This window comes from Janthinobacterium sp. KBS0711 (assembly GCF_000988085.1).
In the GTDB taxonomy this organism is placed as follows: Bacteria; Pseudomonadota; Gammaproteobacteria; order Burkholderiales; family Burkholderiaceae_D; genus Janthinobacterium; species Janthinobacterium lividum_E.
In genome coordinates this window covers 291,923-315,780 of sequence record NZ_LBCO01000024.1, presented here as the reverse complement: position 1 = coordinate 315,780, position 23,858 = coordinate 291,923, and the positions used below count along the sequence as shown (strand labels likewise).

Genomic DNA, 23,858 nt, shown 5'->3' with positions numbered 1-23,858 from the left:
CGTCGAATTACTCACGAATCAAATTGATTGCTGGCGCTACGATAGACACTTCTCCCTCACCTTCGTCAGGAAATGCCATGCAAGACTATCAACACATCGCCACGCCCTTGCTGGACGTGGCTTACCTGGAATGGAATCCGGCCGGCCAGCGCTGCGCCGTGCTCGTGCACGGCTGGCCCGACAGTCCCGAAAGCTGGGCCGGCACGGCCGCGGTGCTGGCCGCCGCCGGCTACCGCGTGCTGGCGCCGGCCCTGCGCGGCTTCGCACCCACGCGTTTTCGCCATGCGGACACGCCGCGCAGCGGCCAGCTGGCCGCGCTGGGACGCGATTTGCTCGATTTTATCGACGCCATGCAACTGGATAAGCCTTTGCTGGTGGGCCATGACTGGGGCGCGCGCGCCGTGGCGAACGCCAGCGGCTTGCGCCACGATGCGGCGTGCGGCCTGGTCATGCTGTCGGTCGGCTATGGCACGAATGACCCGCAGCAAGAATTGTCGTATCAGCAAGCGCGCAATTACTGGTACCATTGGTTCATGGCCACGCCCCGGGGCCGGCATGCCCTCGAACATGACCGCCATGCGTTCGCCCGCATGATGTGGGATAGCTGGTCGCCGGCCGGCTGGTATGGCGAGGCCGATTTCGCACAGGCGCGCCGCGCCTTCGATGGTCCCGACTGGGCCGAGGTGGTGCTGCATTCCTACCGCCACCGCTGGGCCTTTGCCGAAGGCGACCCCGCATATGCGGCCGACGAAGCGCTGCTCCAGTCGGCGCCCGTGCTGCACCTGCCGACCTTGGTGCTGCACGGCGCGGCCGACACATGCAACCACCCGGACAGCTCGGCCGGACGCGAACACCATTTCAGCGGCGCGTACCAGCGCGTGCTGTTAGAGGGCGTTGGGCACTTCCCGCAGCGCGAAGCGCCCCAAGTAATCGCCAGCGCCATCCTGATGTTTGTCGACGGTAATCCACAATAACGCCAGTCCGCGCGGCGCACGGGAGGTTCCCCTAGCAGGCCGGATCGCTTACTATGGCCGTATCGCGCCTTGCGCCCATACAAGCTCCGACCATGCTCCGCCAAGAATGCTCACCGATCCCTCCCATGCGCCGCCGCGCGCTGCTGGCCTGCACCTGCGCCTTGCTGGCCGCCTGTTCGCCATTCTCCGCGCCGCCCGCCATCCAGCTCCCCGGCCCACCCGCGCCGGCCGGCAGTCCCGCCATGGCTATTCCCGCCTGGCAGCGGCAGGGCATGCAGCTGCTGCAGATCGCGCCCGACGAATCCCTGCTGACCATCACCGTGCGCCGCGGCGGCGCGCTGGCGCGGCTCGGGCATGACCACGTGGTGGCCAGCCATACCCTGCAGGGCGTCGTGGCGCCCGCAGTGGGACGCGCGCAGTTCCGCTTCCGGCTCGACGAGATGAGTGTGGATGAAGAAAGCCTGCGCCAGACGGCCGGCTTGACGACGACGCCGTCGGCCGACGCCATCGCCGGCACGCGCCACAACATGCTGGTGCGCGTGCTCGAGGCGGAACGCTATCCGTGGGTCAGCATCGCCGCGCGCCGCACGGGGAACAAGCAGGTGTTTGATGCCGACATCACCCTGCATGGCGTGACGCGCACGGTGCAGCTGCCGGTGCGCATCGAGGAAGCGGCCGATGGGCGCCGCCTGCAGGCCAGCGGCAGCCTGCTATTGAAACAGAGCGACTTCGGCATCGTGCCGTTCGCCGTCCTGGGCGGCGCCATGGCCGTGCAGGATCAGATGGAATTGGCGTTTCGCATTACCGCCCGGCAAGAACTCAGCGTGCCAGGATCAGGCGCAAACCCAGACCGATGAAGATGGTGCCGGCCACCCGGTCCAGCCACAGGCCGGCGCGCGGGCGGCGGTTTAGCCACAGGCCGACGGCGCCGGAAAAATAGCCGAGCAGGCCGAACAGCACGCACGCCTGCGCCGTGAAGACGAGGCCCAGCTGCGCCGTCTGCCAGCTGGCATTGCCCTGGCCCGCGACGATGAACTGCGGCAGGAACGAGAGGAAGAACAGCACGACTTTCGGATTGATACTGTTGGCAAACAAACCCTTGCCGAACAGGCGCAGCAAGGATTCGTCGGGCAAGGCCGCCGCGCCATCGACTCTGGCGCCGCCACGGCTGCGCAAGGCGCCGATGCCCAGCCACACGAGATACAGCCCGCCGGCCACTTTCAGCATGGTAAATGCCGTGGGCGAGGCGGCCAGCAGGGCCGACACGCCGATGGTCGCCAGCACGGTGTGCGTGAGGCAGCCAAGGGCGCAGCCCAGGCCGAACGCCATGCCCTGGCGGCGCCCGCGTGACATGCCCACGCCCAGCACCATCAGGTTGTCGGGGCCGGGACTGGCGGTAATCAACACGGCGGCGGCCAGGAAGGCCAGGAACTGGTCGGGACTGAGCATGAATATCTCGCGGGCAAAGGCGCCATGATACCGGAGCGGGCGCCAGGCGGGCAGGACATGAAATTGCCCGTGTGTCACCGAGAGTCGATTAAAATGGGCATTCAATAGCAAACGGCGTTGCCGCCCATTCCCGCGCGATCATCACCAAGCCCATCGATGCCAGCCCACCCGCCCCCATTCCGCCACCGCGCTTCCAGCTCCCGCGTCAGCGCCTGGCTATGCGGCTGGCTGCTCCTGCTCGGCTTGCTGTTCGGCTTGCTGGGCCTGGCGGGCGCGGCGCAGGCGGTTCCCCTTCCCCTGAGCAAGCAAGGCATCCAGCACCTGGGCGATGGCGGGCAACTGTTTCTATCTGACAATGAAGCCGCGCCCGCCGATGCCACCGCCCTGTCCGCCTGGCTGGCGCGCCAGCGCCCTGCCGGCAAGGTCGACCTGTTCGGCGGCGCCTATTGGCTGCATGCGCAGGTGCGCAACGACAGCGCCGAAAGCGCCTGGGTCATCGACCCGAACGACACCCTGATCGACCTGGTCGACGTGTACGTGTATGGCCCCGGGCCGCACACGGCGCCGCAAACCTTGCTGACCGGCTACCAGCGTCCGCACGAGTATTTGCTGCACTACGGCGGGAACGTGCAGCTGGCGCCGGGCGCCACCTACGATATCCTGATCCGCTTTTCCAGCCCGTATTACGCGCGCGCGCCGATGTTCGGCGTCAAGACGCAGCAGGATTACCGCAAGCTGGTGGGCAAGGAAAACTTCCTGATGGTGGCGTCCATCGGCGCCCTGCTGGCGCTGGGCCTGTTCAATTTCTTCATCTTTTCCATCACTCTGGAAAAAGCTTCGGCCTATTACGCGCTGTACGTGCTGACGTACGGCCTGGCGTGGGCCATGACTTTCCACGTCTTTGCCGACCTGTTCGACTGGCACATGCTGCAGCTGCACTACGTGCCGTTTTTCCTGCTGCCCGTCTTCAGCACCCTGTTCTACATGCATTTCCTGCGCCTGCGCGACTACTCGCCCCGGCTGCACAGCATCAGCAAGGTCAACCTGGTGCTGCCCTTGCTGCTGCTGCCGAGCTGCTTCTTCGCCCTGTCGTATGCGCATACCCTGGCCACCATCGCCATCAGCATCTGGATGCTGATGGCGCTCATCTGCGGCATCGTCGTCTGGCGCCGCGGCTACCAGCCGGCGCGCTTCTTCGTGCTGGCCTTCGTCGCCCTGATGCTGCCCGGCTTTCTGATCCTGCCTGCCAACCTGGGCCTGATGCCGGCCATGGTGGCCAACGCCCAGCTGGTGACCTTGTTGGGCGGCACCTTCGACGGCTTGCTGCTGGCCTTTGCCCTGGCCGACCAGATCCGTTTGCTGCGCAACAACCTGGAACAGCGGGTGCAGGAACGCACCCTGGCGCTCACCCTCAGCAACGACGCCCTGCTGAAGGCCAAGGAACACGCGGAAGTCGTCAGCCGCCACCGCATCGATTTCCTGTCCGCCATGAGCCACGACATCCGCACGCCGCTGGCCGGCGTGATCGGCATGCTGAAATTCGCCCTGCGCGACCAGTCCGTACGCGGCCGCACGCAGGAATACCTGCGCATCGGCCTGCACAACGGCGTATCGCTCTTGACCATCCTTAACGACATCCTCGATTTCTCGAAGATCGACGCGGGCAAGCTGACCCTGGAAACCGTGGACTTCGACTTGCTGGCGCTGATCGGAGACGCGGCCGGCATCGTGCAGGGCCAGGCCGACGCCAAAAGCCTGCTGCTGCGCCGCGAACTGGCGCTGGACTTGCCGCGCTACGTGCGCGCCGACCCCACGCGGCTGCGGCAAATCCTCATCAACCTGCTGGGGAATGCGCTGAAATTCACGGCCAATGGCGAAGTGCTGCTGGAAGTGCGGCGCGCCCGCACGCCGCCGCGCCAGGACGGCCGCAGCGCCATCGAATTCATCATCAGCGATACGGGGCCCGGCATCGACGCGGATACCTTGCCGCGTTTGTTCCAGAAATTCGAGCAGGCCGACCATTCCACCACGCGCCGCTACGGCGGCACGGGCCTGGGCCTGGCCATCTGCAAGGAGCTGGTCGAACTGATGAAAGGCACGATCGGCGTGGAAAGCCGGGTCGGCATCGGTTCGCGCTTCCATTTCACCTTGCCGCTGGAAGACGGCAGCGCTCCCGCGGCCGATGCGCGCCGGCCCGCACGCCACGCGCGCCACGCCTGCCGCCTGCGCATCCTGTGCGCCGAAGACGTGCGCACCAACCAGATCATCATCGGCACCCTGCTCGAAGGCATGGGGCATGAGGTCACCATCGTGGAAAACGGCGAACAGGCGCTGCGCGCGCTGGGCTCCGGCTCCTACGATTGCGTGCTGATGGATGGCCGCATGCCGGAGATGGATGGCGAACAGGCCGCGCGCCTGATTCGCGCAGGGGGCAACGCGCAATTCCCCATTGCCGACGCGCAGATTCCCATCCTTGCGCTGACGGCCAACGCCAGCGAACATGACCGGCAGCGCTACCTGGCGGCCGGCATGGACGACTTCCTCAGCAAACCCGTCGACGAAGCGCTGCTGTTCGAGAAAATCGACGCCATCATCGACCTGCTGCTGGCGCGCGGCCACGCGCTGCCGCCTGCCGTTCCCACCGAAGACGATACCCTGGCGCGCCAGTTCGGCCTGGACGGCGCCGACGAGCCATCCGCGCCGGCCGATCCCATGACGGCGCCCGTACACATCCTGCCGCTGGCAGGCCTGTCGCCGCAGCACTTGCAGCGCATCGCGCAAGCGTTTCTGACGGAAGCGCCACGGCGCCTGGACCTGGCTTGCCACGCCGTGCGCGATGGCAACGCCAGCGCCGCGGCAGCAGCCTTCCACGCCTTGAAAGGCAGCGCCGGCTACCTGAGCCGCCCCACCCTGCACGGCCTGTGCCACCAGATGGAAACCCTGGCCTCGAACGGCCAGCTCGATAACGTGGAACAGTTCCTGCCGCAGCTGCAAGAGGCGCTCGATGCGGCGCGGCGGGATCTGGAAGCTCAGCCCGCAGGCTGAGGCATCCAGCCATGCGCTTGCAGCCACGCCAGCAACAGCCGTGGCCACGCGGCCGGTTCGCTGCCCGGCTTGCCCAATCCCCATCCATGTCCTCCGCTCTGGAACTGGTGCAGTTCGACGGGCACGCCCGCGCGGCGCAGGGCGGCCGCCATCAATGTACTGTTTTCGGGCGGTGAAATCGGGTCGTCGAGGGCCTGCGCGATGAAGGCGGGCGGCGTGCGCGCATCGACGTGCAATTCCACCGACAGCGCATCGCGCGCCGCCTGCGCGGGGTGGGCGCCCAGCAGCTCTTTCTTCGCATGCGTCGTGTCAAATAGCCGCTGCATGGTCAGCACGGGGTACAGCAGCACGACGACATCGGGCCGCGCGGAGACGCCATCCATCGCATCGACGGGCGCATAGCGGGCGGCGTCCGGCTGGACGGCCGTCATGCCGGCCAGGTGCGCGCCGGCGGAAAACCCCAGCATGCCGATGCGCGCCGGGTCGATGCCCCATTCGGCCGCGTGCGCGCGGATCACGCGCATGGCGCGCTGGCCATCCTGGAATGGCGCGGCCACCCCGCCGCCTTCCTGCGGCAAGCGGTACACGAGTTCAAACGCCGTGACGCCCTGCGTTTGCAGCCAGCTGGCGGCGGGGCCGCTCTCCTTGCCCGCCTCGATATGCGCATAGCCGCCGCCGCTGACCAGGAGAATGGCGATACCGTTCGGCTGCGCCGGGCGGTGCGCGATCAGATACGGTTGTTCGACCTGCGTGATGGAGCCCTTGGCGCCGTCGCGCTGGGGACCCGGCGCCGCGCCACCGGGCGGCGCGCCGGGCCACAGCATAATCGCGCCGGGCGGCGCCGCGCCCGCGTGCAGGTGGAACAGGACCAGACACGACAGCATCAGGCGTCGCATGCCTAGAAATCCTTCTCGCCCTGGATCACGGCCGGATAGCCCGTCATGGCGCGCGACGTTTGCATGCCGGCCATCACGGCCGCCTCGACGCAGCCCGCGTTCAAGCCCGTCCTGATCCAGTCGCCCGTGAGGAACAGGTTGCTGAACCCTGACTGGTCGGTGGCCAGCCGGTACTGCGTGCTGCCCACCACCGACATCACGTAGCGCTCGGACGGGTCGACGTTGGCGCGCCAGTACTGGCTGTCGAAGCGCGCCGGTCCCGCAGCTTCCTTCGCATCGACCAGCCATTGCCACGGAAACGCGCCCGGCGCGCCCGCCTCGGACCACAGCGCGCCGATCTCGCGCTCGAGCTGGTGCAGCGCGCCCTGCTTCGCCCTGGCCGCGCAGCGGGCGGGGAAATCCGTGTCGGTGACGGGCGGGTAGCTGTCGACGGGGAAGGCGCTGCAAAAGTACGAGACGTTTTTCGGCTCCAGTCCCGCCGGCCAGTCTTCGTGCGCCAGGAGTTGGTCCATCGGCGCCCACGTGTCGTACGGCTCAGTAAAAGCCGACAGCACCGGCTGCTGGCCTTTCGGCTGCGTGGTCCAGCCCATCTGCGCCAGGTTCTTGTTGAGCCACACCTGGTAAGCCTGCGTGGCCACGGTTTTCACCTTGTCGGCCGCCAGCTGCAGGGCCGGGCTTTGCGCCAGCAACTGCGGGCACAAAGCCTGCAGCGAGCCGATGGAAATGCCGAACACCACCTTGTCGAAGTCGACGCCCTTCTTCAATACCGTGGCGGGCAGCGCGCGGCCGAACGCTTGTCGGTATTGCTGCGGCCAGGCGCTCCAGTACGATTCCAGGTTGACTTCCTGCGCCTGCAGCAGCGCCGCCTGGGCCGGTTCGATCTGCGCGTAGTCGGGCGCGCTGGGCCAGCAGGCGAGGCCCTTGACGTCCACCAGCGGCGCGTAGCCGGCGGCGGGGTCCTTCAATTGCACCTGCTGCGTGATGCGGATGCTGTCGATATCGCCCGCGCCCGGCACCAGTTCTTCGACACGCTGGAAGAATTTGAATTCCACACCCCTTTTCTTCAGCACTTCGTACATCGGCGTGAAAATCGTGTCGCCCATGCCGGCCTGCATCTTGAACATGATGCCGCCCTTGTAGGCCAGGCCGATGCGCGCCATCGAGCGCAAGAGCGTCCCCGCCTCGATGTTCGGCCTGGAAAAATCGCCGCCTTCGTAGGCAAACACCAGGTCGTAAAAGCCGCGCACGGGCGCCGAGTTGACGCTGAACTGCTCGTCCCCGCCATGCTTGCGCAGCCAGGCGCGGAAATCGATGTCGTTGATGACGTCAAAGCCGTTCTTGAACACGCCATCCTCGAACATGCCCTTCATGACCGTGATACCCAGGTCCAGGCAAGTGAACAGGCGGCGCAATTCATCGTCGCCATCGATCAGGGCCCGGTAGCGCAGGCGCAGCCACGCGCGGATGCCGTTCAGGGTGCTGGCCAGCAACTGATGGCGGGCCTTGTCGTGGCGCGTGGAGTCGGGCGCCAGGTCGGCCACCAGCGCCACCAGCGCGCCGACGGACAAGCCCACGTCCAGCCCCAGTTCATCGGCCTGCCCCACTACTTCGTCGGCCAGGCGGCGCAGCCAGCCCGGCCACACGCCCTCTCCCTGCGATGCGCTGGCGCGCACGATGCGCGCGTCGGCATCGGCCACTTGCCGGATCTGGCGTATCCACTGCTCGATCCAGCCCACCATGGCGATGGCCATCTGCCACAGGGTGATGTCTTCACCGCCCTCGCCCGGCTCGCCCGGCAAGGTGGGAAAGACGATGGACCAGTTGCGCCACTCTCCCTTGACGTCTTCCGACAGGGCCACGTAATCGTGCTGCTTGAAGGCGTCGCGCCAGGTGGCCAGCGGCGCGCCGGGCGGGCGCTCCAGGCTCGCATACGCCTCCTTGATCATCTTGAAGGCGTTCGCATAAAAGCCGAACCAGATGTGCAAGCCGTGTTCCTCGATGCGCTGGCCCGCTTGCGCATTGCGCCCGCTGGCGCCCTTGCCGCCCAGGCGCCAGCCCAGCTGGTAGACGGTGATCGTGTGCCGGTTTTGCCAGCCCGGCTGGTTCGTCAAATAATACGCGGTGGTCATGGCCGCCACCCCGCCGCCGAGAATGGCGATCTTTTCCGGCGCGATGCGGGAATTGTCGACCAGCTCCTCGCCCGGCATGGCCGTGAAATCGAAGTTCACATTGAAGGGCAAGATGGCCGTTTGCGGTCCCAGCTGCAAGCCCAGGGTCTGGTCCAGCGGGAAACTGTCAAATGCATGCACCGTGCACTCGTAATCATAGCCCAGCAGGCGCGCACTGTGCAGGCGGTTGATCTCGGCCGGCGCGGCCACCAGGGCCTGGTACACGGCTTTCACGCCCGCGCTGTCGGGGAATTGCTTGAGGAAAATCTGGTCGATGCGGGGATTGCGCAGCAAGGACAGAATATCGGCCCAGCCGGCCTGGTCCATGTCGAAGAAATCGGGAATGGAGAGGAAAATCTGGAACGCCTGCTCGATAAGTTCCAGGAAACTGTTGACGGGCTTGTGCGGCCCCGTCTGGACGGTGGCGTTGACTTCCAGCAGCGGGTGCAGGGCCAGTTTCGTTTCCGGCGAAAAATGCTGGAAGCCCTTGGCGGCGACGGAGCAGCGCAGCGGCTCGCTGCCGGCGGCAGGAATCTCGTAGTCGCACAGGTATTTCGGATAGCCGAACAGTTCGCGCCCGTTGATCAGGGCCATCGCGTCATCGACGAAAATATGGCACGGGTACCAATAGATATGCGCGAGCTTGCCCGCCGCATCCATCTGCCCCACCATGATCCAGGTGACGATGTCGACTTCCGTGATCCAGCCCTTGGCCTGGTCGACGGGGTTGGCGGAGTCCGCATGGTTGACGCGCGTAAACGTCAGCATCACATACGGCGACAGGGCTTTCAGGGTCATCTTGCTGCCCGCCACCTGGTTCAAGGTGGTATTCACGGTGGCCTGCAGCTTGGCCAGGTCGCCCTTGACGAAATAGCCGTACATTTCCGACTGTTTCAATTGCAGCGGCGAGTGCATCATCACCGAACCGCCCTGATAGATATACGAAGGTCTTGCCGAAGGTTGCGCCGTCATTGCCCTGCCCCTGTGAAGTTTCAGAAAAACAAGATTGCTACAGTGTATTTTAGAAACAGCAATGAATGATATGAAATAAATTAAAGGATTTACCAAGATGCATAGCGTAGGCTTGCGCACGGCAGCCGGGGCAAGCCCATGCCATCGGGTGTAGGATGAAACATCTTGAGCGTTCCGAGCACCATGCCATGGCAATGATTACCACCGACTACGTTTCCACTTATTCAGGCAACCGTTTTTATCCTTTGCGCCCGCATATCGACAAGGTCGCCATCGAGGACATCGCCCACGGCCTCGCTTACCAGTGCCGCTTCAATGGACAGACGCAAGTGTTTTACTCGGTTGCCCAGCACAGCCTGATCGTCGCCGAACTGGTGCCGCCCCATTTGCGCCTGGCCGCCCTGCTGCACGACGCGGCGGAAGCCTACCTGGGCGACATGGTAAAACCCTTGAAAGTGTTGCTGCCGGAATTTGCCGTGCTGGAAGACAAGGTCAGCGCCATCATCGCCACCACGTATGGGTTGGATTTTTCCGATTACGCACCCATCAAGCGGGCCGACCTGATCGCGCTGGCGACGGAAAAGCGCGACCTGATGCCGCACTCGGCCGAACGCTGGGCTTACCTTGACGGCATCGCCCCCTTGCCCGGTATAATCGAAGCCATGGGCCCGGCCGAAGCCAAGCAGCGCTTCCTGCATGCCTTTGCCCAGCTGAGCGGACTTGGACTTGCCGCATGAATGCTACGACCTTGCCTCACCAACGGGCGCTAAGCCCCGGTTTTTGCACGGCTTTTTTAGATATCCACAGCAACTGTGGATAAAGTTGTTGATAAGCCCCTCTTGACAAGCCGCAACACCAGTATTGATGCGGGTTTCAACAATTTGCTGATTTCACAGGCAATTTTTTACCCCAATGAAATCAATGACTTGCAATCATGAATTTGCGCTAGAGCAAAGTTACTTCACCACCATGAAAATATATTTTGCTGTGCATAAGCGCTCCTGGCGCCAGGCAGCCTTGTCTGAACAGCATTGTTTTGACAAACCCCGCAGACTGGCATAGTGTGGAATGGCGCGCACGATCAATGGTGGATAAACGCATGAACATGGATAGCGACAGCGCCGCCAAGGGGGCGGACGAACCGGACTGGCTGGTCGACGAACCGCTGGAACGGACAGACGCGGCGGCAGAGCCTGCCACCGCGACGCCATGGCGCGTGCTGATCGTCGATGACGACGTCGACGTGCACGTGGTGACCAAGTTCGCCCTCAGCCAGGCCAGCTTCCAGGGCCGCAGGCTGAGCTTTTTGCACGCGTATTCGGGCGCCGAGGCGCTGGCCTTGCTGCGCAGCACAACCGATATCGCCGTCGTGCTGCTCGATGTGATCATGGAGACCCAGGATGCCGGGCTGCAAGTGGCGCGCCAGATCCGCGAAGATCTGCACAATACCGCCGTGCGCATCATCCTGCGCACGGGCCAGCCCGGCCAGGCGCTGGAGCACCGCATCATCATCGACTACGACATCAACGATTTCTGGTGCAAGACGGACCTTACCACGCGCAAGTTGTTTACCACCGTGATCGCCTCGCTGCGCACCTACGCCACCTTGCGCGAAGCGGAGCAACAAGTCGCCGAGCTCGCCGCAGCCCTGGCCCAGTGCGGCAACACGCCGGCGGCGCCGGCCGGCGGCACCCCCTGAACCCGGCCGCTACTTTCAGTCATAAAAACAAGAGCACTGGATAAGCATACAGGCTTGTGGAATGCCCCATTTTGGCCCATTTTGCCGGCCCATCGCATGTGCCGAGCAGCCCCAATTTCCTAAGTGGCGGATTGTTAAGCCCTTTTTCAGATATCCACACGGACTGTGGATATCTTTGTGGATAAGGCCCTATTGACAGCCCTCAAAGCCACAGCCCGTGCGGCTTTCAATAAACTGCTCAATCAAACAGCAAAAATAAAATCCATTAAAATCAAGCACTTGGAAACTCACACATAATCACAAGAAAATTATTTCGCCAATTTCGTTAACCCATCATTTGTGCATAACTGAGCCGTAATGATCAATCCGACAACACCGGGCTCACGCTGCCGGCAACACAGTTGCCGTGCGGATACTCAATGCACGGTCTGGCGGCGCTGCTCCGGATGCAGCAGAACGCGCTCGATCAGTTCGGGGGCGACATTGTATGACTTCAGGTATTCGAGCGCGCACAAGGTGCTGAAGGCTGCCTGCACGGCGATGCCCAGGTTGACGATATCGCACATCTTCTGGTCCACGCGAGCATGGCGCACCACAGGTATGACGGGCATGTGCAAGGTTTCTTGGGAATTAGGCATGATGAATGACTCCTGCGGAAGGTAGACATGGCGGGAAGCGGCAGCGGAGAGCGGAGCCGGGATGGCAGCGTGGAAGAGTAACAGCGAAAGTATTGCCGAAAAACGCGCGATGTCAATGCCAGCCAGTTATTCCAATGCAGTTTTTTTCTGATACACAAGGCCGCACGTCTAAGGCAGATCAAACGCAGCGCCTGTCGCCAGCCTAGTATGGACTTGCTGCCAACACGCGGCGTTCGCACTGCATGGACGAGGAGACACGACATGAATACAACACCCGAGCCGGCCAAAAATCCCGGCGACATCGCCCCTTCCGGCACCCCCGGCACCGGTGAAAACGTCTGCACGCATTGCCAGGGCCGGGGCACCAGGGCGGATGGCCAGCCCTGTCCCATGTGCGGGGGCACGGGCGTGGTTATCGCCGGCATCGGCGGGGGCTGAGCCATGCCTGGACAAGGGCATGGGAAAGAAGTACGGACATAAGCATGGACAAGGCGAAGCAGGCACGGCGATAATCAGCCATGTCCGCACCTTCCACCCTTCCTCCCGACCTGCCCCGCCCGCAACCGGCTTCGCTTGCCGACCTGTTCTTCTCGTTCACCTGGCTGGCCCTGCAAGGCTTTGGCGGCGTGCTGGCCGTGATCCAGCGTGAGATGGTCGAGCGCAAGCGCTGGCTGACGCAGGAAGAATTCCTGGAAGACTGGGCCGTGGCGCAAATCATGCCCGGGCCGAATGTCGTCAACCTGTCACTGATGGTGGGCGGGCGCTATTTCGGCTTGAAGGGCGCGCTGACGGCGCTGGCCGGCATGCTGGCCGCGCCCCTCGTCATCGTGCTCGTGCTGGGCGTGCTGTACACGCGCTTTGGCGACAATCCACAGATGGCGGGCGCCCTGCGCGGCATGGCGGCCGTCTCGGCCGGCATGATCGCCGCCACGGGCGTGAAACTGGCGACCGCGCTGACCAAGCATCCGCTGCCCTTGTGGCTGACCTTGTCCATCACCGTGCTGGGCGTGCTGATGGTGGCGATCTTCCGCTGGCCCCTGCTGTACATCCTGCTGGGCCTGGGCGGCATCGGCTGCCTGCTCACCTATCGAAAGCTGTCCACATGAATCCGCCCTTGCAACTGGTGTTGAGCACGGGCGACTGGCTGAACCTGTTCGGCCACTACTTGATGCTGTCGCTGATGTCGATCGGCGGCGCCATTTCCACCACCTCCGAAATGCACCGTTTCCTCGTCGAGCAGCACGGCTGGCTGACGCAGGCGCAATTCAATGAATCGATCGCCATCGCCCAGGCCGCGCCCGGCCCGAACGTGCTGTTCGTTGCCCTGATGGGCTGGAACGTGGGCATGAACGCGGGCAGCTACACGGCCGCCTACCTGGGCGTGTTCATCACCATGGTCGGCATCATGCTGCCCAGCACCACCCTTACCTACGTGGCGGCCCAGTGGGGCTACCGCAACCGCGACCTGCTCCCCGTGCGCGCCTTCAAGCAAGGCATGGCGCCCATCGTCGTCGCCCTCCTGATTTCCACGGGCATGATTTTGGGCGGCGCCAACCATGACATCCGCACCGACTGGCCCCTGTGGAGCTTGTCCATCGTGGCCGGCCTGATCATCTGGCGCACGAAGATCCATTTATTGTGGCTGCTGGCGGCAGGGGCCGTGCTGGGCTGGTTCCAGCTCGTCTGACCTCACACGGCCAGGTGCCGCTTCACGTCCTCGCCAGCCATCTGTTCCGCATTGCCGCTGGCGACGACACTGCCGCGCGACAGGACGATGAATTCGTCGGCCAGTTCGCGGGCAAAATCGAAATACTGTTCGCACAGCACGATGGCCATGTCGCCCCGCTGTTTCAACAGGCTGATCACCCTGCCGATATCCTTGATGACGGAGGGCTGGATGCCTTCCGTCGGCTCATCGAAGATGATCAGCTGCGGCTCGGCCAGCAGGGCGCGGGCGATGGCCAGTTGCTGCTGTTGCCCACCGGACAAATCGCCGCCACGCCGCTGCAGCATCTCCTTTAATACCGGAAACAGTTCATACACGTGGGGATCGATGCGCGAAGCCTGCCTGCCCCGCTTGCTCGCCATACCCATCAGCAGGTTTTCCTCGACCGTCAGGCGCGCAAAGATGTCGCGCCCCTGCGGCACGTAGGCGATGCCCAGCTTGGCGCGCGCATGCGGCGTCAGTCGCGTGATGTCGCGGCCCTGGAACAGCACCTTGCCCTGGGCCACGGGCAGCACGCCCATCAGGCATTTCAACAGGGTCGTCTTGCCCACGCCATTGCGTCCCAGCAAGGCCAGGCATTCGCCCTTGCGCGCCGACAAACTGATGCCGCGCAAGGTGTGCGAGGAACCATAGTATTGATTCAATTGTTCGACTTCCAGCATGGTTACCTTCCCAGATAAACTTCGATGACGCGCTCGTCGGCCTGCACTTCGTCCATGCGGCCCTGCGCCAGCACGGACCCTTCATGCAGCACGGTGACGATGCCTTGCTGGGCAATTTCCGTGACAAAACCCATGTCGTGCTCGACCACCATGATCGAATGTTTGCCGCGCAATTCATTGAGCAATTCCGCCGTGCGCGCCGTTTCCGCATCCGACATGCCGGCCACCGGTTCGTCCAATAGAATCAGCTGCGGCTCCTGCATCAGCAGCATGCCGATTTCCAGCCACTGCTTTTGCCCGTGCGACAGCAAACCGGCCGGCCGCGCCTCGTGGCCATTGAGGCGGATCAGGTGCAATATCGCTTCGATCTTGCCTGCCTGCTCCGAGCTTAAACGCGCAAACAGGGTGGGCGCCACGCGCTTGTCCATCTTCATCGCCAGTTCCAAGTTGTCGAACACCGTGTGCTGCTCGAACACGGTGGGGCGCTGGAACTTGCGCCCGATACCCGCGTGGGCGATTTGCGCTTCCGTCATCGTCGCCAGATTCATGGTCTGGCCAAACCAGGCCGTGCCGGACGTGGGCCGCGTCTTGCCGGTGATCACGTCCATCATCGTCGTCTTGCCCGCGCCATTCGGACCGATGATGCAGCGCAACTCGCCCACAGAAATATCGAGACTGAGCTTGTTGATGGCCTTGAAACCGTCGAAGGACACGCTGATGTCTTCCAGGTACAAAATCGCGCCATGCGTCGTGTCGACACCCTCGCCTTTGACGCGCGAATAGCTGGCGCCCGTTTCCGTGCCTGCCATGCCGGGCAACATGCGGATACTCATGCGGCCTCCTCTGCCACGACGGCCGCTTTCTTGCGTCTGAGCTTGCTCAACACGCCGAGCATGCCTTGCTGCATGAACAGGGTGACGACGATGAACAGCAAGCCCAGCGCGAACAGCCACAGTTCCGGCAAGGCGGCCGTGAACCAGCTTTTCAAGCCGTTGACGGTGAAGGCGCCCAGGATGGGACCGATCAAGGTGCCCCGCCCACCGACAGCCACCCACACGACCATCTCGATGGAATTCGCCGGTGACATTTCGGACGGGTTGATGATGCCCACTTGCGGCACGTACAAGGCGCCGGCGATGCCGCACAGCACGGCCGACAAGGTCCAGACGAACAGCTTGAACCACAGCGGGTTGTAGCCGAGGAACATCAAGCGCGCCTCGCTGTCGCGCACGCCCTGCAGCACCCTGCCCAGTTTCGAGCGGACGATGGCGCGCGCGCCGACCAAGGCCGCCAGCAGGAAGGCCAGGGTCAGCAGGAACAGCACGGCCCGGGTGGCGGGCGCCGTGATGCTGTGGCCGAGGATGGTCTTGAAATCCGTGAAACCATTGTTGCCGCCAAAGCCGGTGTCATTACGGAAGAACAAGAGCATGAAGGCATACGTCATCGCCTGCGTGATGATGGAAAAATACACGCCCTTGATGCGCGAGCGAAACGCAAAGTAACCGAAGACAAAAGCCAGCACGCCCGGCACCAGCACGACGAGGGCCATGCAGTACCAGAAGTGTTCCGTGAAGGCCCAGTACCACGGGTAGGTTTTCCAGTCGAGAAAGACCATGAAGTCGGGCAAGCTGCTGTGGTACTGGCCCTGCTCGCCGATGGCGCGCATCAGATACATGCCGTGGGCATACGCGCCCAGCGCAAAGAACACGCCGTGTCCCAGCGACAGGATGCCCGTGTAGCCCCAGACGAGGTCCAGCGCCAGCGCGGCCAGCGCGTAGCACATGAACTTGCCCACCAGCGCCACCGTGTAGGCGGACACGTGCAAGGCATGACCTTCGGCAAACGCCAGGTTAAAGATCGGCAACATTGCCGCCAGCAGCGTGCAGGCGGCAATGACCAGCCAGACGGGCCGCGTGAACAGGCCCTGCTTTATCGGATAGGAGGTAGTCATTCGACGCTGCGTCCCTTCATGGCAAACAGGCCTTGCGGCCGGCGCTGGATGAAAATGATGATGAACACGAGAATGGCGATCTTCGCCAGCACGGCGCCCGCCACCGGTTCGAGGAATTTGTTCACTTCGCCCAGGCCCAGCGCGGCGATCACGGTGCCGGCCAGCTGGCCTACGCCACCGAGCACCACCACCATGAAGGAATCGACGATGTAGCTTTGGCCCAGGTCCGGTCCCACGTTGCCCAGCTGCGACAGGGCCACGCCGCCCAGCCCGGCGATGCCGGAACCGAGGCCGAAAGTGAGCATGTCGACCTTGCCCGTGGCCACACCCACGCAATCGGCCATGCGGCGGTTTTGCGTGACGGCCCGCACGAACAGGCCCAGCCGTGTCTTGTTGAGAATCAGCCACACGGCCATCACGACAAGGACAGCGAAGACGATGATGGCCAGGCGGTTGTACGGCAGCACGAGGCCGCCCAGCACGGTGACGCCGCCCGACATCCACGCGGGATTGGCCACTTCCACGTTTTGCGCGCCGAAGATCGTGCGCACCGTCTGCATGAGGATCAGGCTGATGCCCCAGGTGGCCAGCAGGGTTTCCAGCGGCCGCCCGTACAGCCAGCGGATGACCGTGCGCTCAAGCGCCACGCCCACCAGTCCCGCGACGAGAAAGGCGGCCGGCAAGGCGGCCAGCAGATACGCCTCCTGCAGGTCAGGCAAATAGGTGCGGAAAAACAGCTGGCACAGATACGTCGTGTAAGCGCCTATCATCAGCAATTCGCCATGCGCCATGTTGATGATGCCCATCAAGCCGAAGGTGATGGCCAGCCCCAAGGCGGCCAGCAGCAGCACGCTGCCCAGCGAAATGCCGTAAAACACATTGCCGGCGAATTCCATGCGCGCTACTCGTCCCTTGATCTGGCCCATGGTGTCGATGGCGGCCAGCTGCACGGCCTCGTCCGGCTCGCCTCCCTTGTCCACCATGGCTTGCAGCACGGGCAGCAAGCGCGCATCGCTGCTACCCGCCAGGTCCTGCACGGCCTGCTTGCGCGTGACGGCGTCTGGCGCATGCAGGTTGGCGCTGGCGATCAGCACTTGCAATATCTGCTGGATCTCGGCATCGCTCTCTTGCGCCAGCGCCTTGTGGATCAGGGGCAGCTGCGCCGGATCGACGGATTGCTGCAGCGCCCGCGCGGCAGCCAGGCGCGTGGAGCGCTCGGGCGCCAGCAGTTTCAGCCCCGACAGAGCGCCCGCCACGACCGAGCGCAAGCGGTTGTTGACCATGACGCCATCGATGCCGTCCGGCAGCGGCACGCTCTTGCTGGTCGACGGGTCATACGCCTGCTCGCCGTCGACGATATAGACCTTGCCGTCGGGCGCGGCATATAACTGATCATCCTGCAAGGCTTGCAGCACACGGGCGGCCTCGGGTGTGGCCAGGGCGGCGATCTGGGCGACTGCCGCGACCCTGGTGTCGGGGTCGTCGCCGGATAGGGGCTTGAGCAGGTCGGGAGGGATGGCGGCCTGCGCAGACAGCGGCAACAGGCAAAGTAATAGCAAAATACGACGTAGCAGACGCATGCGGAAAGACCTCTCATCGTTATTTCAGCCCGAGCGAAAATCTGGGGTCAGACAGGGACACCAAGTCCCGTCGGGGGAATTCGTCCCAATGGGACGAATTCCGATCGCGAAGCGACTGACCCCGGCCTTTTGGCCGCTAACTCATAACTTCTGCTTGCCCTCATTCCCCTTGATAAACGGGCTCCACGGCTGGGCACGTATCGGTTCCTTGGTTTTCCACACGACATTGAATTGCCCATCGGCCTTGATCTCGCCGATCATCACGGGCTTGTGCAAATGGTGATTGGTGGCGTCCATGGTCAGGGTGAAGCCCGATGGCGCTTTCACGCTCTGGCCGGCCATGGCGGCGATCACCCTGTCCGTGTCCGTCGACTTGGCTTTTTCCACGGCTTGCGCCCACATGTGGATGCCGACATAGGTCGCTTCCATCGGGTCGTTCGTCACCACCGAACCCGCGTTCGGCAGCTTTTGCGCCACGGCATAGGCTTTCCACTGTTTGATGAAAGCCGTATTCACGGGATTCTTGACGGACTCGAAATAATTCCACGCCGCCAGGTGGCCAAGCAAGGGCTTGGTATCGATGCCGCGCAGCTCTTCCTCGCCCACGGAAAACGCGACGACGGGTACGTCCGTGGCTTTCAAGCCGGCATTGCCCAGTTCCTTGTAGAACGGCACGTTCGAATCGCCATTGATGGTGGAAATGACGGCCGTCTTGCCGCCCGTGGAAAACTTCTTGATGTTGGCAACGATGGTTTGATAGTCGGCATGGCCGAACGGCGTGTAGACCTCGCTGATATCGCTATCCTTGACACCCTTGCTTTTCAGAAAGGCGCGCAGGATCTTGTTGGTGGTGCGCGGATACACGTAATCCGTGCCCAGCAGCACGAAGCGCTTGGCACCGCCGCCATCCTTGCTCATCAGGTATTCGACGGCGGGAATGGCCTGCTGATTCGGTGCGGCGCCCGTATAAAACACGTTCTTTTCCAGTTCCTCGCCCTCGTATTGCACCGGATAAAACAGCAGGCTGTTGAGTTCCTTGAACACAGGCAAAACCGATTTACGGGACACGGACGTCCAGCAGCCGAACACGACGGCAACCTTATCCTGCGCCACCAGCTGGCGCGCTTTTTCCGCAAACAAAGGCCAGTTCGACGCCGGGTCGACGACGACGGCTTCCAGCTTCTTGCCCAGCACGCCACCCTTGGCATTGATCTCGGCGATCGTCATCAAGGCCACGTCTTTCAGCGACGTTTCGGAAATGGCCATGGTGCCTGACAGGGAATGCAAAATGCCCACCTTGATCGTATCGGCGGCCAAGGCTGCCTGCATGGTGATGGACGTGGCCAGGGCCAGTGCGCCGGCGGCGGCCGCTTTCAGGATGATGCGTCGTGACATGGGGACTCCTGTGATGGGTTCGTGGGGGTCGAGCTGGGTCTGCGATGTTGTTAAAGCAGAATGCATGCCAGGCACATTGCCCTGGAGTGGCGGGGACGGGGCGACAGGGCGGCGCGCGGCCCACCGTTTTGGTGCAGCAGCGCCACTTCCTGGGGAATCCGGAATTATCTAAAAACTAATTGAGCTTTCTTGATAAGCGCACTAAGATATGACTCTCTTGCGCCGCATTGCCTGGCGGCGTAAGTAAACATGAAATCAGCGTGGTACTTGCTTCTTTCCCTTTACTTCACTTACTTAGGTAGTTCACTCATGAAAAATATGATCGCGGGCGTATGCGCCCTGTTGCTGTTGAGCGCATGCGCCGCACCTACGGCCCCGGCGGGTGGCGTCAGCACGAGCCAGGTCAAGGTCGACGATGAAGGCAGTACCGGCAGCAATATCAAGAAACGTCCGAAAAAAGCGGCCGAAGTCGTGTCTGCCAACACGGCGAACCATCACGCTTGATCAAGTTGCGGCAAGCATGTAACGCCGCTCCAGGGCCTGCCGCGCGCAGGCCCTGTTCACGTCTGCGGCGCGTGCCTAGCGCTTGATGCCGCGCAAACGACGCCAGCCCTTGCGGCCCAGCGGGAACAACAGCACGAAAGCGATCAGCCACGGCAGGATGTACGCCATGGCCGTGATGGCGTTGGCCACGCCTTCCGACAGGTTGTCCGTAAAATTGCCCAGCGACCGCTTGACGGGCGTCCAGAACGATTGCTTGCCTTCGGCGCTGATGGCCACGTTCAGCAAGTCCGTATCGATGCGCTGCATCAACAGCGCGTTGGCCGCCGTCGCCTGCTCCAGTTCCACTTGCACGGTGGCCAACTCCTTGGTCACCTTGATGAGGGCGTCGACGTTCGCACCCGAGCGTTTTTCCAGATCCTGCAATTGCGCCTGGTACTGTTTGAGCATCTCCAGACGCTTCTTGCTGTCGAGCACAGGTCGGCCCAGGTCTTCCACCTTGGTGCCCTGGCTGGTGACGTCGCCTTCGGCCGCGACCAGCGCGACGAGCTTCCTGATGCCGGCCGGCTTGGCACGCATGCTGATGCGTGCGTGCACGTAGCGGCCACTATCGAGGCTGGAATCGAGCAGCAAACAGCCGTTTTCCGTATCGGCCTTGCAGGCGGCGACCACTTTTTCATACAGGGGCCGCACTTGCGCCTCGTGCGTATCGACGCTGACGCTATGCTCATAGGCAAGAAACTCGCTGCCCTTTTCCTTGCCATCGAGGCGCGCGGCGCTCGATTGCCCGCCGCTCTCGCCCTTGCCGCCGCAACCGGCCAGCAGCATCAGGCCGATCAAACCCACATACACTTTTTTCATGATTTCTTTCCTGGATTATTTTTGCAGCGGCAGCAATGTGATATCAGGCAAGTTCGCCGCCACGTCCTGTACGGTCGCATGGCCGGTCAGGGACGCCACCACCTGCGGCAGCGGTTCCGCCCAGATTTCCGGCAAGTCGCGCTCCTCGGGCGCCAGCACGGGAAAGGCCAGCTGCTCGCGTGGCGGCGTGAATGCGGCATCGACGCCGGGCTTGTTGCCGCGCGCATCGATGCGGTACCAGCCAAAGTCCTGCAGATACACGGCGTTCAAGCCATGCAGGCAAAACGGCGGCCCCACTTCGCCGACGGCCAGGCGCTGGTAGCACAGGCCGGCAGGAATGCCGTTGGCGCGCAGCAGCGCGGCCAGCAGATGGCTCTTCGCATAACAATATCCCGTGCCATGCTGCAAGACGTCGGAAGCGCGGCAGGTGACGGGATTGCGCCGGTAATCCCAGCTGTGGGCCACCTCGTCGCGCACGAAGGCAAAGCAGCGGGCCGCGATGGCGGCGTCGCCCACCGCGCCTGCCGCCAGTGCGGCCGCCTTGGCGCGCACGGCCGGATGGTCGCTGTCGATATACAGGCTGCTGCCTAGATAGGGGGAAAAGTCGGTAGACATGGCATAAAGGCAATGCGAAAAGATAATGCGCGATTTTAGTCGAAGCGGCGCAACATTCACCGTTTCTTTGCGCAGGAACAAAGAAAATCCACGCATCAGGCTGGCTGCGCGGGGGGCGGCGACTTTGGCGCCGGCCCGGTAGCTGGTATCATGCGGGCAAACGCAGCCGGCCCTATAGGCCCGGCACAGGCACTACCCTGCGAAGCGGCCCCGCCATCGGGCGCGCCGCCGACGCCTCCCTACAGATCAGAGAAACGAGTTCCCTATGAACACATCATCGTCCCACCCATCGTTCTGGCGCAGAGTCCCGCTGGCTTTCGGCGCCTTCTTCAGCACCCTGTCGGACGCCGCTTATGCGGCCCGCGTGGAAAAGCTGTCCTTGCCCGAGGCTGCTCCCGTTGCGCCAGTGGTCCCGGCGCCAGCCCCCGTGCCGACGCCGGCCGCCGCGCCCGTCATTTTGAAGGAAGCCACGCCGGACGCGGCCCTGCAATTGCTGGCCCTGCTGCAACGCGAAGCGCGATTGATCGACTTCACCCAGGAAAACCTGGGCAGCCATGCCGACGCCGACATCGGCGCGGCCGCCCGCGTCGTGCATGAAGGCTGCGCCAAAGTCATGCGCGAATATTTCACCATCGACGCCGTGCGCCAGGAAGCCGAAGGCAGCCGCATCGTGCTGCAGGAAGGTTTTGACAGCGCCCAGGTGCGCCTGACGGGCAACGTGGTCGGTTCCGCGCCATTCACGGGCACCCTCAGCCACCGCGGCTGGCGCGCCTCCAGCGTGCGCCTGCCGAAACTGAGCGAGCAGCACGACGCCGCCATCCTGGCACCGGCCGAGGTGGAACTGTGAACGACGCAAGGAACGCCACCCCGAACACCCCGCGCTACGCCATCGGCATCGACCTGGGCACCACCCACAGCGCCCTGTCGTATGTGAACCTGGTCGAGAGCGACGGCGAGCAATCCAGCCACGGCGTGCTGAAAGTGCCGCAACTGTCGGCGCCGGGCACCGTCGAAGAACTCTCCTTGCTGCCATCGTTCGTCTACCTGCCGCACGCCGATGAAGTGGCGGCGGGCGACCTGGCCCTGCCGTGGGTTACCGAAGAAGCGGAAGCGCCGTTCGTCGTCGGCGAAATGGCCCGCAGCCGCGGCGCCACCACGCCTATCCGTCTGGTGTCGAGCGCGAAAAGCTGGCTGTGCCACCCGGGCGTGGACCGCCGCGCGGCCATCCTCCCAAATGACGCGCCGGCGGAAGTGGCGCGCATCTCGCCCATCACGGCCGCCACGCGCTACCTGACGCATTTGCGCCAGGCCTGGGACAACGCCCACCCGCAAGCGCCGTTCGCCGAGCAGGAAATCACCGTCACGATTCCCGCTTCGTTCGATCCGGCCGCGCGCGAGCTGACGATGGAAGCGGCACAGGCGGCTGGCTATTCCTCATTGACCTTGCTGGAAGAGCCGCAGGCGGCCCTGTACAGCTGGATCCAGACGAGCGAAGGACGCTGGCGCAAGGAAGTCAAGCCGGGCGACATCATTTTGGTGGTCGACGTGGGCGGCGGCACCAGCGACTTTTCGCTGATCGCCGTGCTCGAACGCGACGGCGTGCTGGAACCGCACCGCGTGGCAGTCGGTGAACACATCCTGCTGGGTGGCGACAATATGGACCTGGCCCTGGCCCACCTGGTGGCGCGCAAGCTGGCCGCCAACGGCACCCAGCTCGACGCCTGGCAAATGCGCGCGCTCACGTATGGCTGCCGCAGCGCCAAGGAAAGCCTGCTGGCCGACAGCGGCCTCGATGTAGCACCGATCGTCGTGCCAAGCCGCGGCTCGAAACTGATCGGCGGCTCCATCCGCACAGAACTGACGCGCGCGGAAGTGTCCACCTTCATCCTCGACGGCTTCTTCCCGCAAGTGGAAGCGTCGAGCCGCCCTGCCGTGCGCACACGCGCCGGCCTGACGCAACTGGGCTTGCCGTATGCGCAGGACGCGGCCATCACGCGCCACCTGGCCGCCTTCCTGGGCCGGCAAGTGGCGGCGACGAGCGAACTGGAAGGCTTTGCCGGCCGCCAGGCGGACGGCGCCAGCTTCTTGCATCCGACGGCCGTGCTGTTCAACGGCGGCGTCTTCAAGTCCGACTTGCTGGTCCAGCGCATCATGGCCACCGTCAACGACTGGCTGTACATGGAAGGCGCGGAACCGGCGCGCATGCTGGCCGGGGCCGACCTGGACCTGGCCGTGGCCCGTGGCGCGGCCTACTACAGCTACGTGCGGCGCGGCCATGGCGTGCGCATCCGCGGTGGCACGGCCAGTTCCTTCTATGTCGCCATCGAATCGGCCATGCCCGCCATCCCCGGCATGGAACCGCCGATCCAGGCCCTGTGCGTGGCGCCGTTCGGCATGGAAGAAGGCAGCGAACTGGAATTGCCGGGCCAGCAATTCGGCCTCGTCGTGGGCGAACCCGTGCACTTCCGCTTCTTCGCCTCGTCCACGCGCCGCAACGACCAGATCGGCGACTTGCTCGACTTCTGGGGCCCCGATGAATTGCAGGAACTGAGCGAAATCCAGGCGACCTTATCCGCCGAAGGCCGATCGGCCGGCGACGTGGTACAGGTCAAACTGCACGCGCGCGTGACGGAAGCGGGCACCCTGGAACTGCTGGCCGTTTCCCCTGACGGCGCCGAGCGCTGGAAAGTGGAATTCGACGTGCGCGGCACGCCGCAGCAATAAGC

At 63.7% G+C, this 23,858-nt stretch carries 22 protein-coding genes; 11 read left to right on the top strand and 11 right to left on the bottom strand.

The genetic code is table 11. The annotated features are described in order from the left end of the window. Nucleotides 1-77: 77 nt before the first annotated feature. Both VM94_RS14035 and VM94_RS14030 read left to right on the top strand, forming a co-directional pair. On the top strand, nucleotides 78-974 hold the full coding sequence (locus VM94_RS14035) for an alpha/beta fold hydrolase (RefSeq protein ID WP_046684017.1): 897 nt from the start codon (nucleotides 78-80) through the stop codon (nucleotides 972-974). A 92-nt stretch (nucleotides 975-1,066) separates the two neighbouring features. Further along, complete coding sequence (locus tag VM94_RS14030; protein ID WP_235432913.1) at nucleotides 1,067-1,831, top strand: YceI family protein; 765 nt, start codon at nucleotides 1,067-1,069, stop codon at nucleotides 1,829-1,831. Here VM94_RS14030 and VM94_RS14025 read toward each other — a convergent pair. Next, the gene (locus VM94_RS14025; protein WP_046684015.1) at nucleotides 1,794-2,423 is read right to left on the bottom strand and encodes a LysE family translocator; all 630 of its coding nucleotides are present in this window, start codon (nucleotides 2,421-2,423) and stop codon (nucleotides 1,794-1,796) included. The genes VM94_RS14030 and VM94_RS14025 overlap by 38 nt on opposite strands. 156 nt (nucleotides 2,424-2,579) lie before the next feature. On the opposite strand from VM94_RS14025, the gene VM94_RS14020 reads away from it, so the two are divergent. Beyond that, nucleotides 2,580-5,468 (top strand): hybrid sensor histidine kinase/response regulator, encoded by a 2,889-nt coding sequence (locus VM94_RS14020; protein ID WP_235432912.1) that lies wholly within the window; start codon nucleotides 2,580-2,582, stop codon nucleotides 5,466-5,468. Here the strand turns inward: VM94_RS14020 and VM94_RS14015 are convergent. Both VM94_RS14015 and VM94_RS14010 read right to left on the bottom strand, forming a co-directional pair. Further along, entirely contained in the window at nucleotides 5,453-6,364 is a 912-nt protein-coding gene (locus VM94_RS14015) for an alpha/beta hydrolase (RefSeq protein ID WP_052755762.1), read from the bottom strand. The genes VM94_RS14020 and VM94_RS14015 overlap by 16 nt on opposite strands. A gap of 2 nt (nucleotides 6,365-6,366) precedes the next feature. After that, complete coding sequence (locus VM94_RS14010; RefSeq protein WP_046684014.1) at nucleotides 6,367-9,504, bottom strand: NAD(P)-binding protein; 3,138 nt, start codon at nucleotides 9,502-9,504, stop codon at nucleotides 6,367-6,369. 188 nt (nucleotides 9,505-9,692) lie between these two features. Between VM94_RS14010 and VM94_RS14005 the strand changes: the two genes are divergently transcribed. Beyond that, complete coding sequence (locus VM94_RS14005; protein ID WP_052755761.1) at nucleotides 9,693-10,241, top strand: phosphohydrolase; 549 nt, start codon at nucleotides 9,693-9,695, stop codon at nucleotides 10,239-10,241. A gap of 362 nt (nucleotides 10,242-10,603) precedes the next feature. Further along, a complete protein-coding gene (locus VM94_RS14000; RefSeq protein WP_235432911.1) occupies nucleotides 10,604-11,203 on the top strand; it encodes a response regulator in 600 nt (199 codons plus the stop codon). 416 nt (nucleotides 11,204-11,619) lie between these two features. On the opposite strand, the gene VM94_RS13995 is transcribed toward VM94_RS14000, so the two are convergent. Further along, on the bottom strand, nucleotides 11,620-11,841 hold the full coding sequence (locus VM94_RS13995) for a hypothetical protein (protein WP_046684013.1): 222 nt from the start codon (nucleotides 11,839-11,841) through the stop codon (nucleotides 11,620-11,622). Nucleotides 11,842-12,102: 261 nt separating this feature from the next. Between VM94_RS13995 and VM94_RS28735 the strand changes: the two genes are divergently transcribed. From VM94_RS28735 to VM94_RS13980, 3 genes are all read left to right on the top strand, one after another. Then, a complete protein-coding gene (locus VM94_RS28735; protein WP_185982125.1) occupies nucleotides 12,103-12,279 on the top strand; it encodes a hypothetical protein in 177 nt (58 codons plus the stop codon). Between the two features lie 80 nt (nucleotides 12,280-12,359). Next, nucleotides 12,360-12,947, top strand: coding sequence for a chromate transporter (locus tag VM94_RS13985; protein WP_046684011.1), 588 nt, complete (start codon nucleotides 12,360-12,362; stop codon nucleotides 12,945-12,947). Further along, nucleotides 12,944-13,528 carry a chromate transporter gene (locus tag VM94_RS13980; RefSeq protein ID WP_035820135.1) on the top strand — a complete coding sequence of 195 codons (585 nt, stop codon included), beginning with the start codon at nucleotides 12,944-12,946 and terminating at the stop codon, nucleotides 13,526-13,528. Before VM94_RS13985 ends, VM94_RS13980 begins: the two co-directional genes overlap by 4 nt. Before the next feature lie 2 nt (nucleotides 13,529-13,530). Here VM94_RS13980 and urtE read toward each other — a convergent pair whose 3' ends face one another. The 5 genes from urtE to urtA form a co-directional block, all read right to left on the bottom strand. Beyond that, nucleotides 13,531-14,229 (bottom strand): urea ABC transporter ATP-binding subunit UrtE, encoded by a 699-nt coding sequence (gene urtE, locus VM94_RS13975; RefSeq protein ID WP_046684010.1) that lies wholly within the window; start codon nucleotides 14,227-14,229, stop codon nucleotides 13,531-13,533. Between the two features lie 2 nt (nucleotides 14,230-14,231). Then, nucleotides 14,232-15,062, bottom strand: coding sequence for an urea ABC transporter ATP-binding protein UrtD (gene urtD, locus VM94_RS13970; protein ID WP_046684009.1), 831 nt, complete (start codon nucleotides 15,060-15,062; stop codon nucleotides 14,232-14,234). Continuing rightward, a complete protein-coding gene (gene urtC, locus VM94_RS13965) occupies nucleotides 15,059-16,180 on the bottom strand; it encodes an urea ABC transporter permease subunit UrtC (RefSeq protein ID WP_046684008.1) in 1,122 nt (373 codons plus the stop codon). Before urtC ends, urtD begins: the two co-directional genes overlap by 4 nt. Then, the gene (gene urtB, locus VM94_RS13960) at nucleotides 16,177-17,760 is read right to left on the bottom strand and encodes an urea ABC transporter permease subunit UrtB (RefSeq protein ID WP_046684007.1); all 1,584 of its coding nucleotides are present in this window, start codon (nucleotides 17,758-17,760) and stop codon (nucleotides 16,177-16,179) included. The genes urtC and urtB overlap by 4 nt, the downstream gene beginning before the upstream one ends. 141 nt (nucleotides 17,761-17,901) lie before the next feature. Then, nucleotides 17,902-19,155 (bottom strand): urea ABC transporter substrate-binding protein, encoded by a 1,254-nt coding sequence (urtA, locus tag VM94_RS13955; protein ID WP_046684006.1) that lies wholly within the window; start codon nucleotides 19,153-19,155, stop codon nucleotides 17,902-17,904. 309 nt (nucleotides 19,156-19,464) lie between these two features. Here urtA and VM94_RS13950 point away from each other — a divergent pair, with 309 nt between their 5' ends. Next, nucleotides 19,465-19,659, top strand: a complete 195-nt coding sequence (locus VM94_RS13950) for a hypothetical protein (protein WP_138829149.1) — start codon at nucleotides 19,465-19,467, stop codon at nucleotides 19,657-19,659. Between the two features lie 75 nt (nucleotides 19,660-19,734). Here the strand turns inward: VM94_RS13950 and VM94_RS13945 are convergent, their stop codons facing one another. Beyond that, nucleotides 19,735-20,517 carry a DUF4349 domain-containing protein gene (locus tag VM94_RS13945; protein ID WP_046684004.1) on the bottom strand — a complete coding sequence of 261 codons (783 nt, stop codon included), beginning with the start codon at nucleotides 20,515-20,517 and terminating at the stop codon, nucleotides 19,735-19,737. A gap of 15 nt (nucleotides 20,518-20,532) precedes the next feature. Then, nucleotides 20,533-21,132, bottom strand: a complete 600-nt coding sequence (locus VM94_RS13940) for a transglutaminase-like domain-containing protein (protein WP_046684003.1) — start codon at nucleotides 21,130-21,132, stop codon at nucleotides 20,533-20,535. A gap of 265 nt (nucleotides 21,133-21,397) precedes the next feature. On the opposite strand from VM94_RS13940, the gene VM94_RS13935 reads away from it, so the two are divergent. Further along, nucleotides 21,398-21,979 carry a DUF2760 domain-containing protein gene (locus VM94_RS13935; protein WP_046684002.1) on the top strand — a complete coding sequence of 194 codons (582 nt, stop codon included), beginning with the start codon at nucleotides 21,398-21,400 and terminating at the stop codon, nucleotides 21,977-21,979. Next, nucleotides 21,976-23,856, top strand: a complete 1,881-nt coding sequence (locus VM94_RS13930) for an Hsp70 family protein (protein ID WP_046684001.1) — start codon at nucleotides 21,976-21,978, stop codon at nucleotides 23,854-23,856. Before VM94_RS13935 ends, VM94_RS13930 begins: the two co-directional genes overlap by 4 nt. Nucleotides 23,857-23,858 lie beyond the last annotated feature (2 nt).

Excerpts from the sequence above, each read along its gene's own strand:
- VM94_RS14015 (WP_052755762.1), bottom strand. The coding sequence starts at position 6,364 with ATGCGACGCCTGATGCTGTCGTGTCTGGTCCTGTTCCACCTGCACGCG.
- urtB (WP_046684007.1), bottom strand. The coding sequence starts at position 17,760 with ATGCGTCTGCTACGTCGTATTTTGCTATTACTTTGCCTGTTGCCGCTG.
- VM94_RS13980 (WP_035820135.1), top strand. The coding sequence starts at position 12,944 with ATGAATCCGCCCTTGCAACTGGTGTTGAGCACGGGCGACTGGCTGAAC.
- VM94_RS14020 (WP_235432912.1), top strand. The coding sequence starts at position 2,580 with ATGCCAGCCCACCCGCCCCCATTCCGCCACCGCGCTTCCAGCTCCCGC.
- VM94_RS13995 (WP_046684013.1), bottom strand. The coding sequence starts at position 11,841 with ATGCCTAATTCCCAAGAAACCTTGCACATGCCCGTCATACCTGTGGTG.
- urtC (WP_046684008.1), bottom strand. The coding sequence starts at position 16,180 with ATGACTACCTCCTATCCGATAAAGCAGGGCCTGTTCACGCGGCCCGTC.
- VM94_RS14000 (WP_235432911.1), top strand. The coding sequence starts at position 10,604 with ATGAACATGGATAGCGACAGCGCCGCCAAGGGGGCGGACGAACCGGAC.
- VM94_RS13940 (WP_046684003.1), bottom strand. The coding sequence starts at position 21,132 with ATGTCTACCGACTTTTCCCCCTATCTAGGCAGCAGCCTGTATATCGAC.
- VM94_RS13935 (WP_046684002.1), top strand. The coding sequence starts at position 21,398 with ATGAACACATCATCGTCCCACCCATCGTTCTGGCGCAGAGTCCCGCTG.
- VM94_RS14010 (WP_046684014.1), bottom strand. The coding sequence starts at position 9,504 with ATGACGGCGCAACCTTCGGCAAGACCTTCGTATATCTATCAGGGCGGT.
- VM94_RS14005 (WP_052755761.1), top strand. The coding sequence starts at position 9,693 with ATGGCAATGATTACCACCGACTACGTTTCCACTTATTCAGGCAACCGT.
- VM94_RS14030 (WP_235432913.1), top strand. The coding sequence starts at position 1,067 with ATGCTCCGCCAAGAATGCTCACCGATCCCTCCCATGCGCCGCCGCGCG.
- VM94_RS13950 (WP_138829149.1), top strand. The coding sequence starts at position 19,465 with ATGAAAAATATGATCGCGGGCGTATGCGCCCTGTTGCTGTTGAGCGCA.
- urtA (WP_046684006.1), bottom strand. The coding sequence starts at position 19,155 with ATGTCACGACGCATCATCCTGAAAGCGGCCGCCGCCGGCGCACTGGCC.
- VM94_RS13945 (WP_046684004.1), bottom strand. The coding sequence starts at position 20,517 with ATGAAAAAAGTGTATGTGGGTTTGATCGGCCTGATGCTGCTGGCCGGT.
- VM94_RS28735 (WP_185982125.1), top strand. The coding sequence starts at position 12,103 with ATGAATACAACACCCGAGCCGGCCAAAAATCCCGGCGACATCGCCCCT.
- VM94_RS14025 (WP_046684015.1), bottom strand. The coding sequence starts at position 2,423 with ATGCTCAGTCCCGACCAGTTCCTGGCCTTCCTGGCCGCCGCCGTGTTG.
- VM94_RS14035 (WP_046684017.1), top strand. The coding sequence starts at position 78 with ATGCAAGACTATCAACACATCGCCACGCCCTTGCTGGACGTGGCTTAC.
- urtD (WP_046684009.1), bottom strand. The coding sequence starts at position 15,062 with ATGAGTATCCGCATGTTGCCCGGCATGGCAGGCACGGAAACGGGCGCC.
- urtE (WP_046684010.1), bottom strand. The coding sequence starts at position 14,229 with ATGCTGGAAGTCGAACAATTGAATCAATACTATGGTTCCTCGCACACC.
- VM94_RS13985 (WP_046684011.1), top strand. The coding sequence starts at position 12,360 with ATGTCCGCACCTTCCACCCTTCCTCCCGACCTGCCCCGCCCGCAACCG.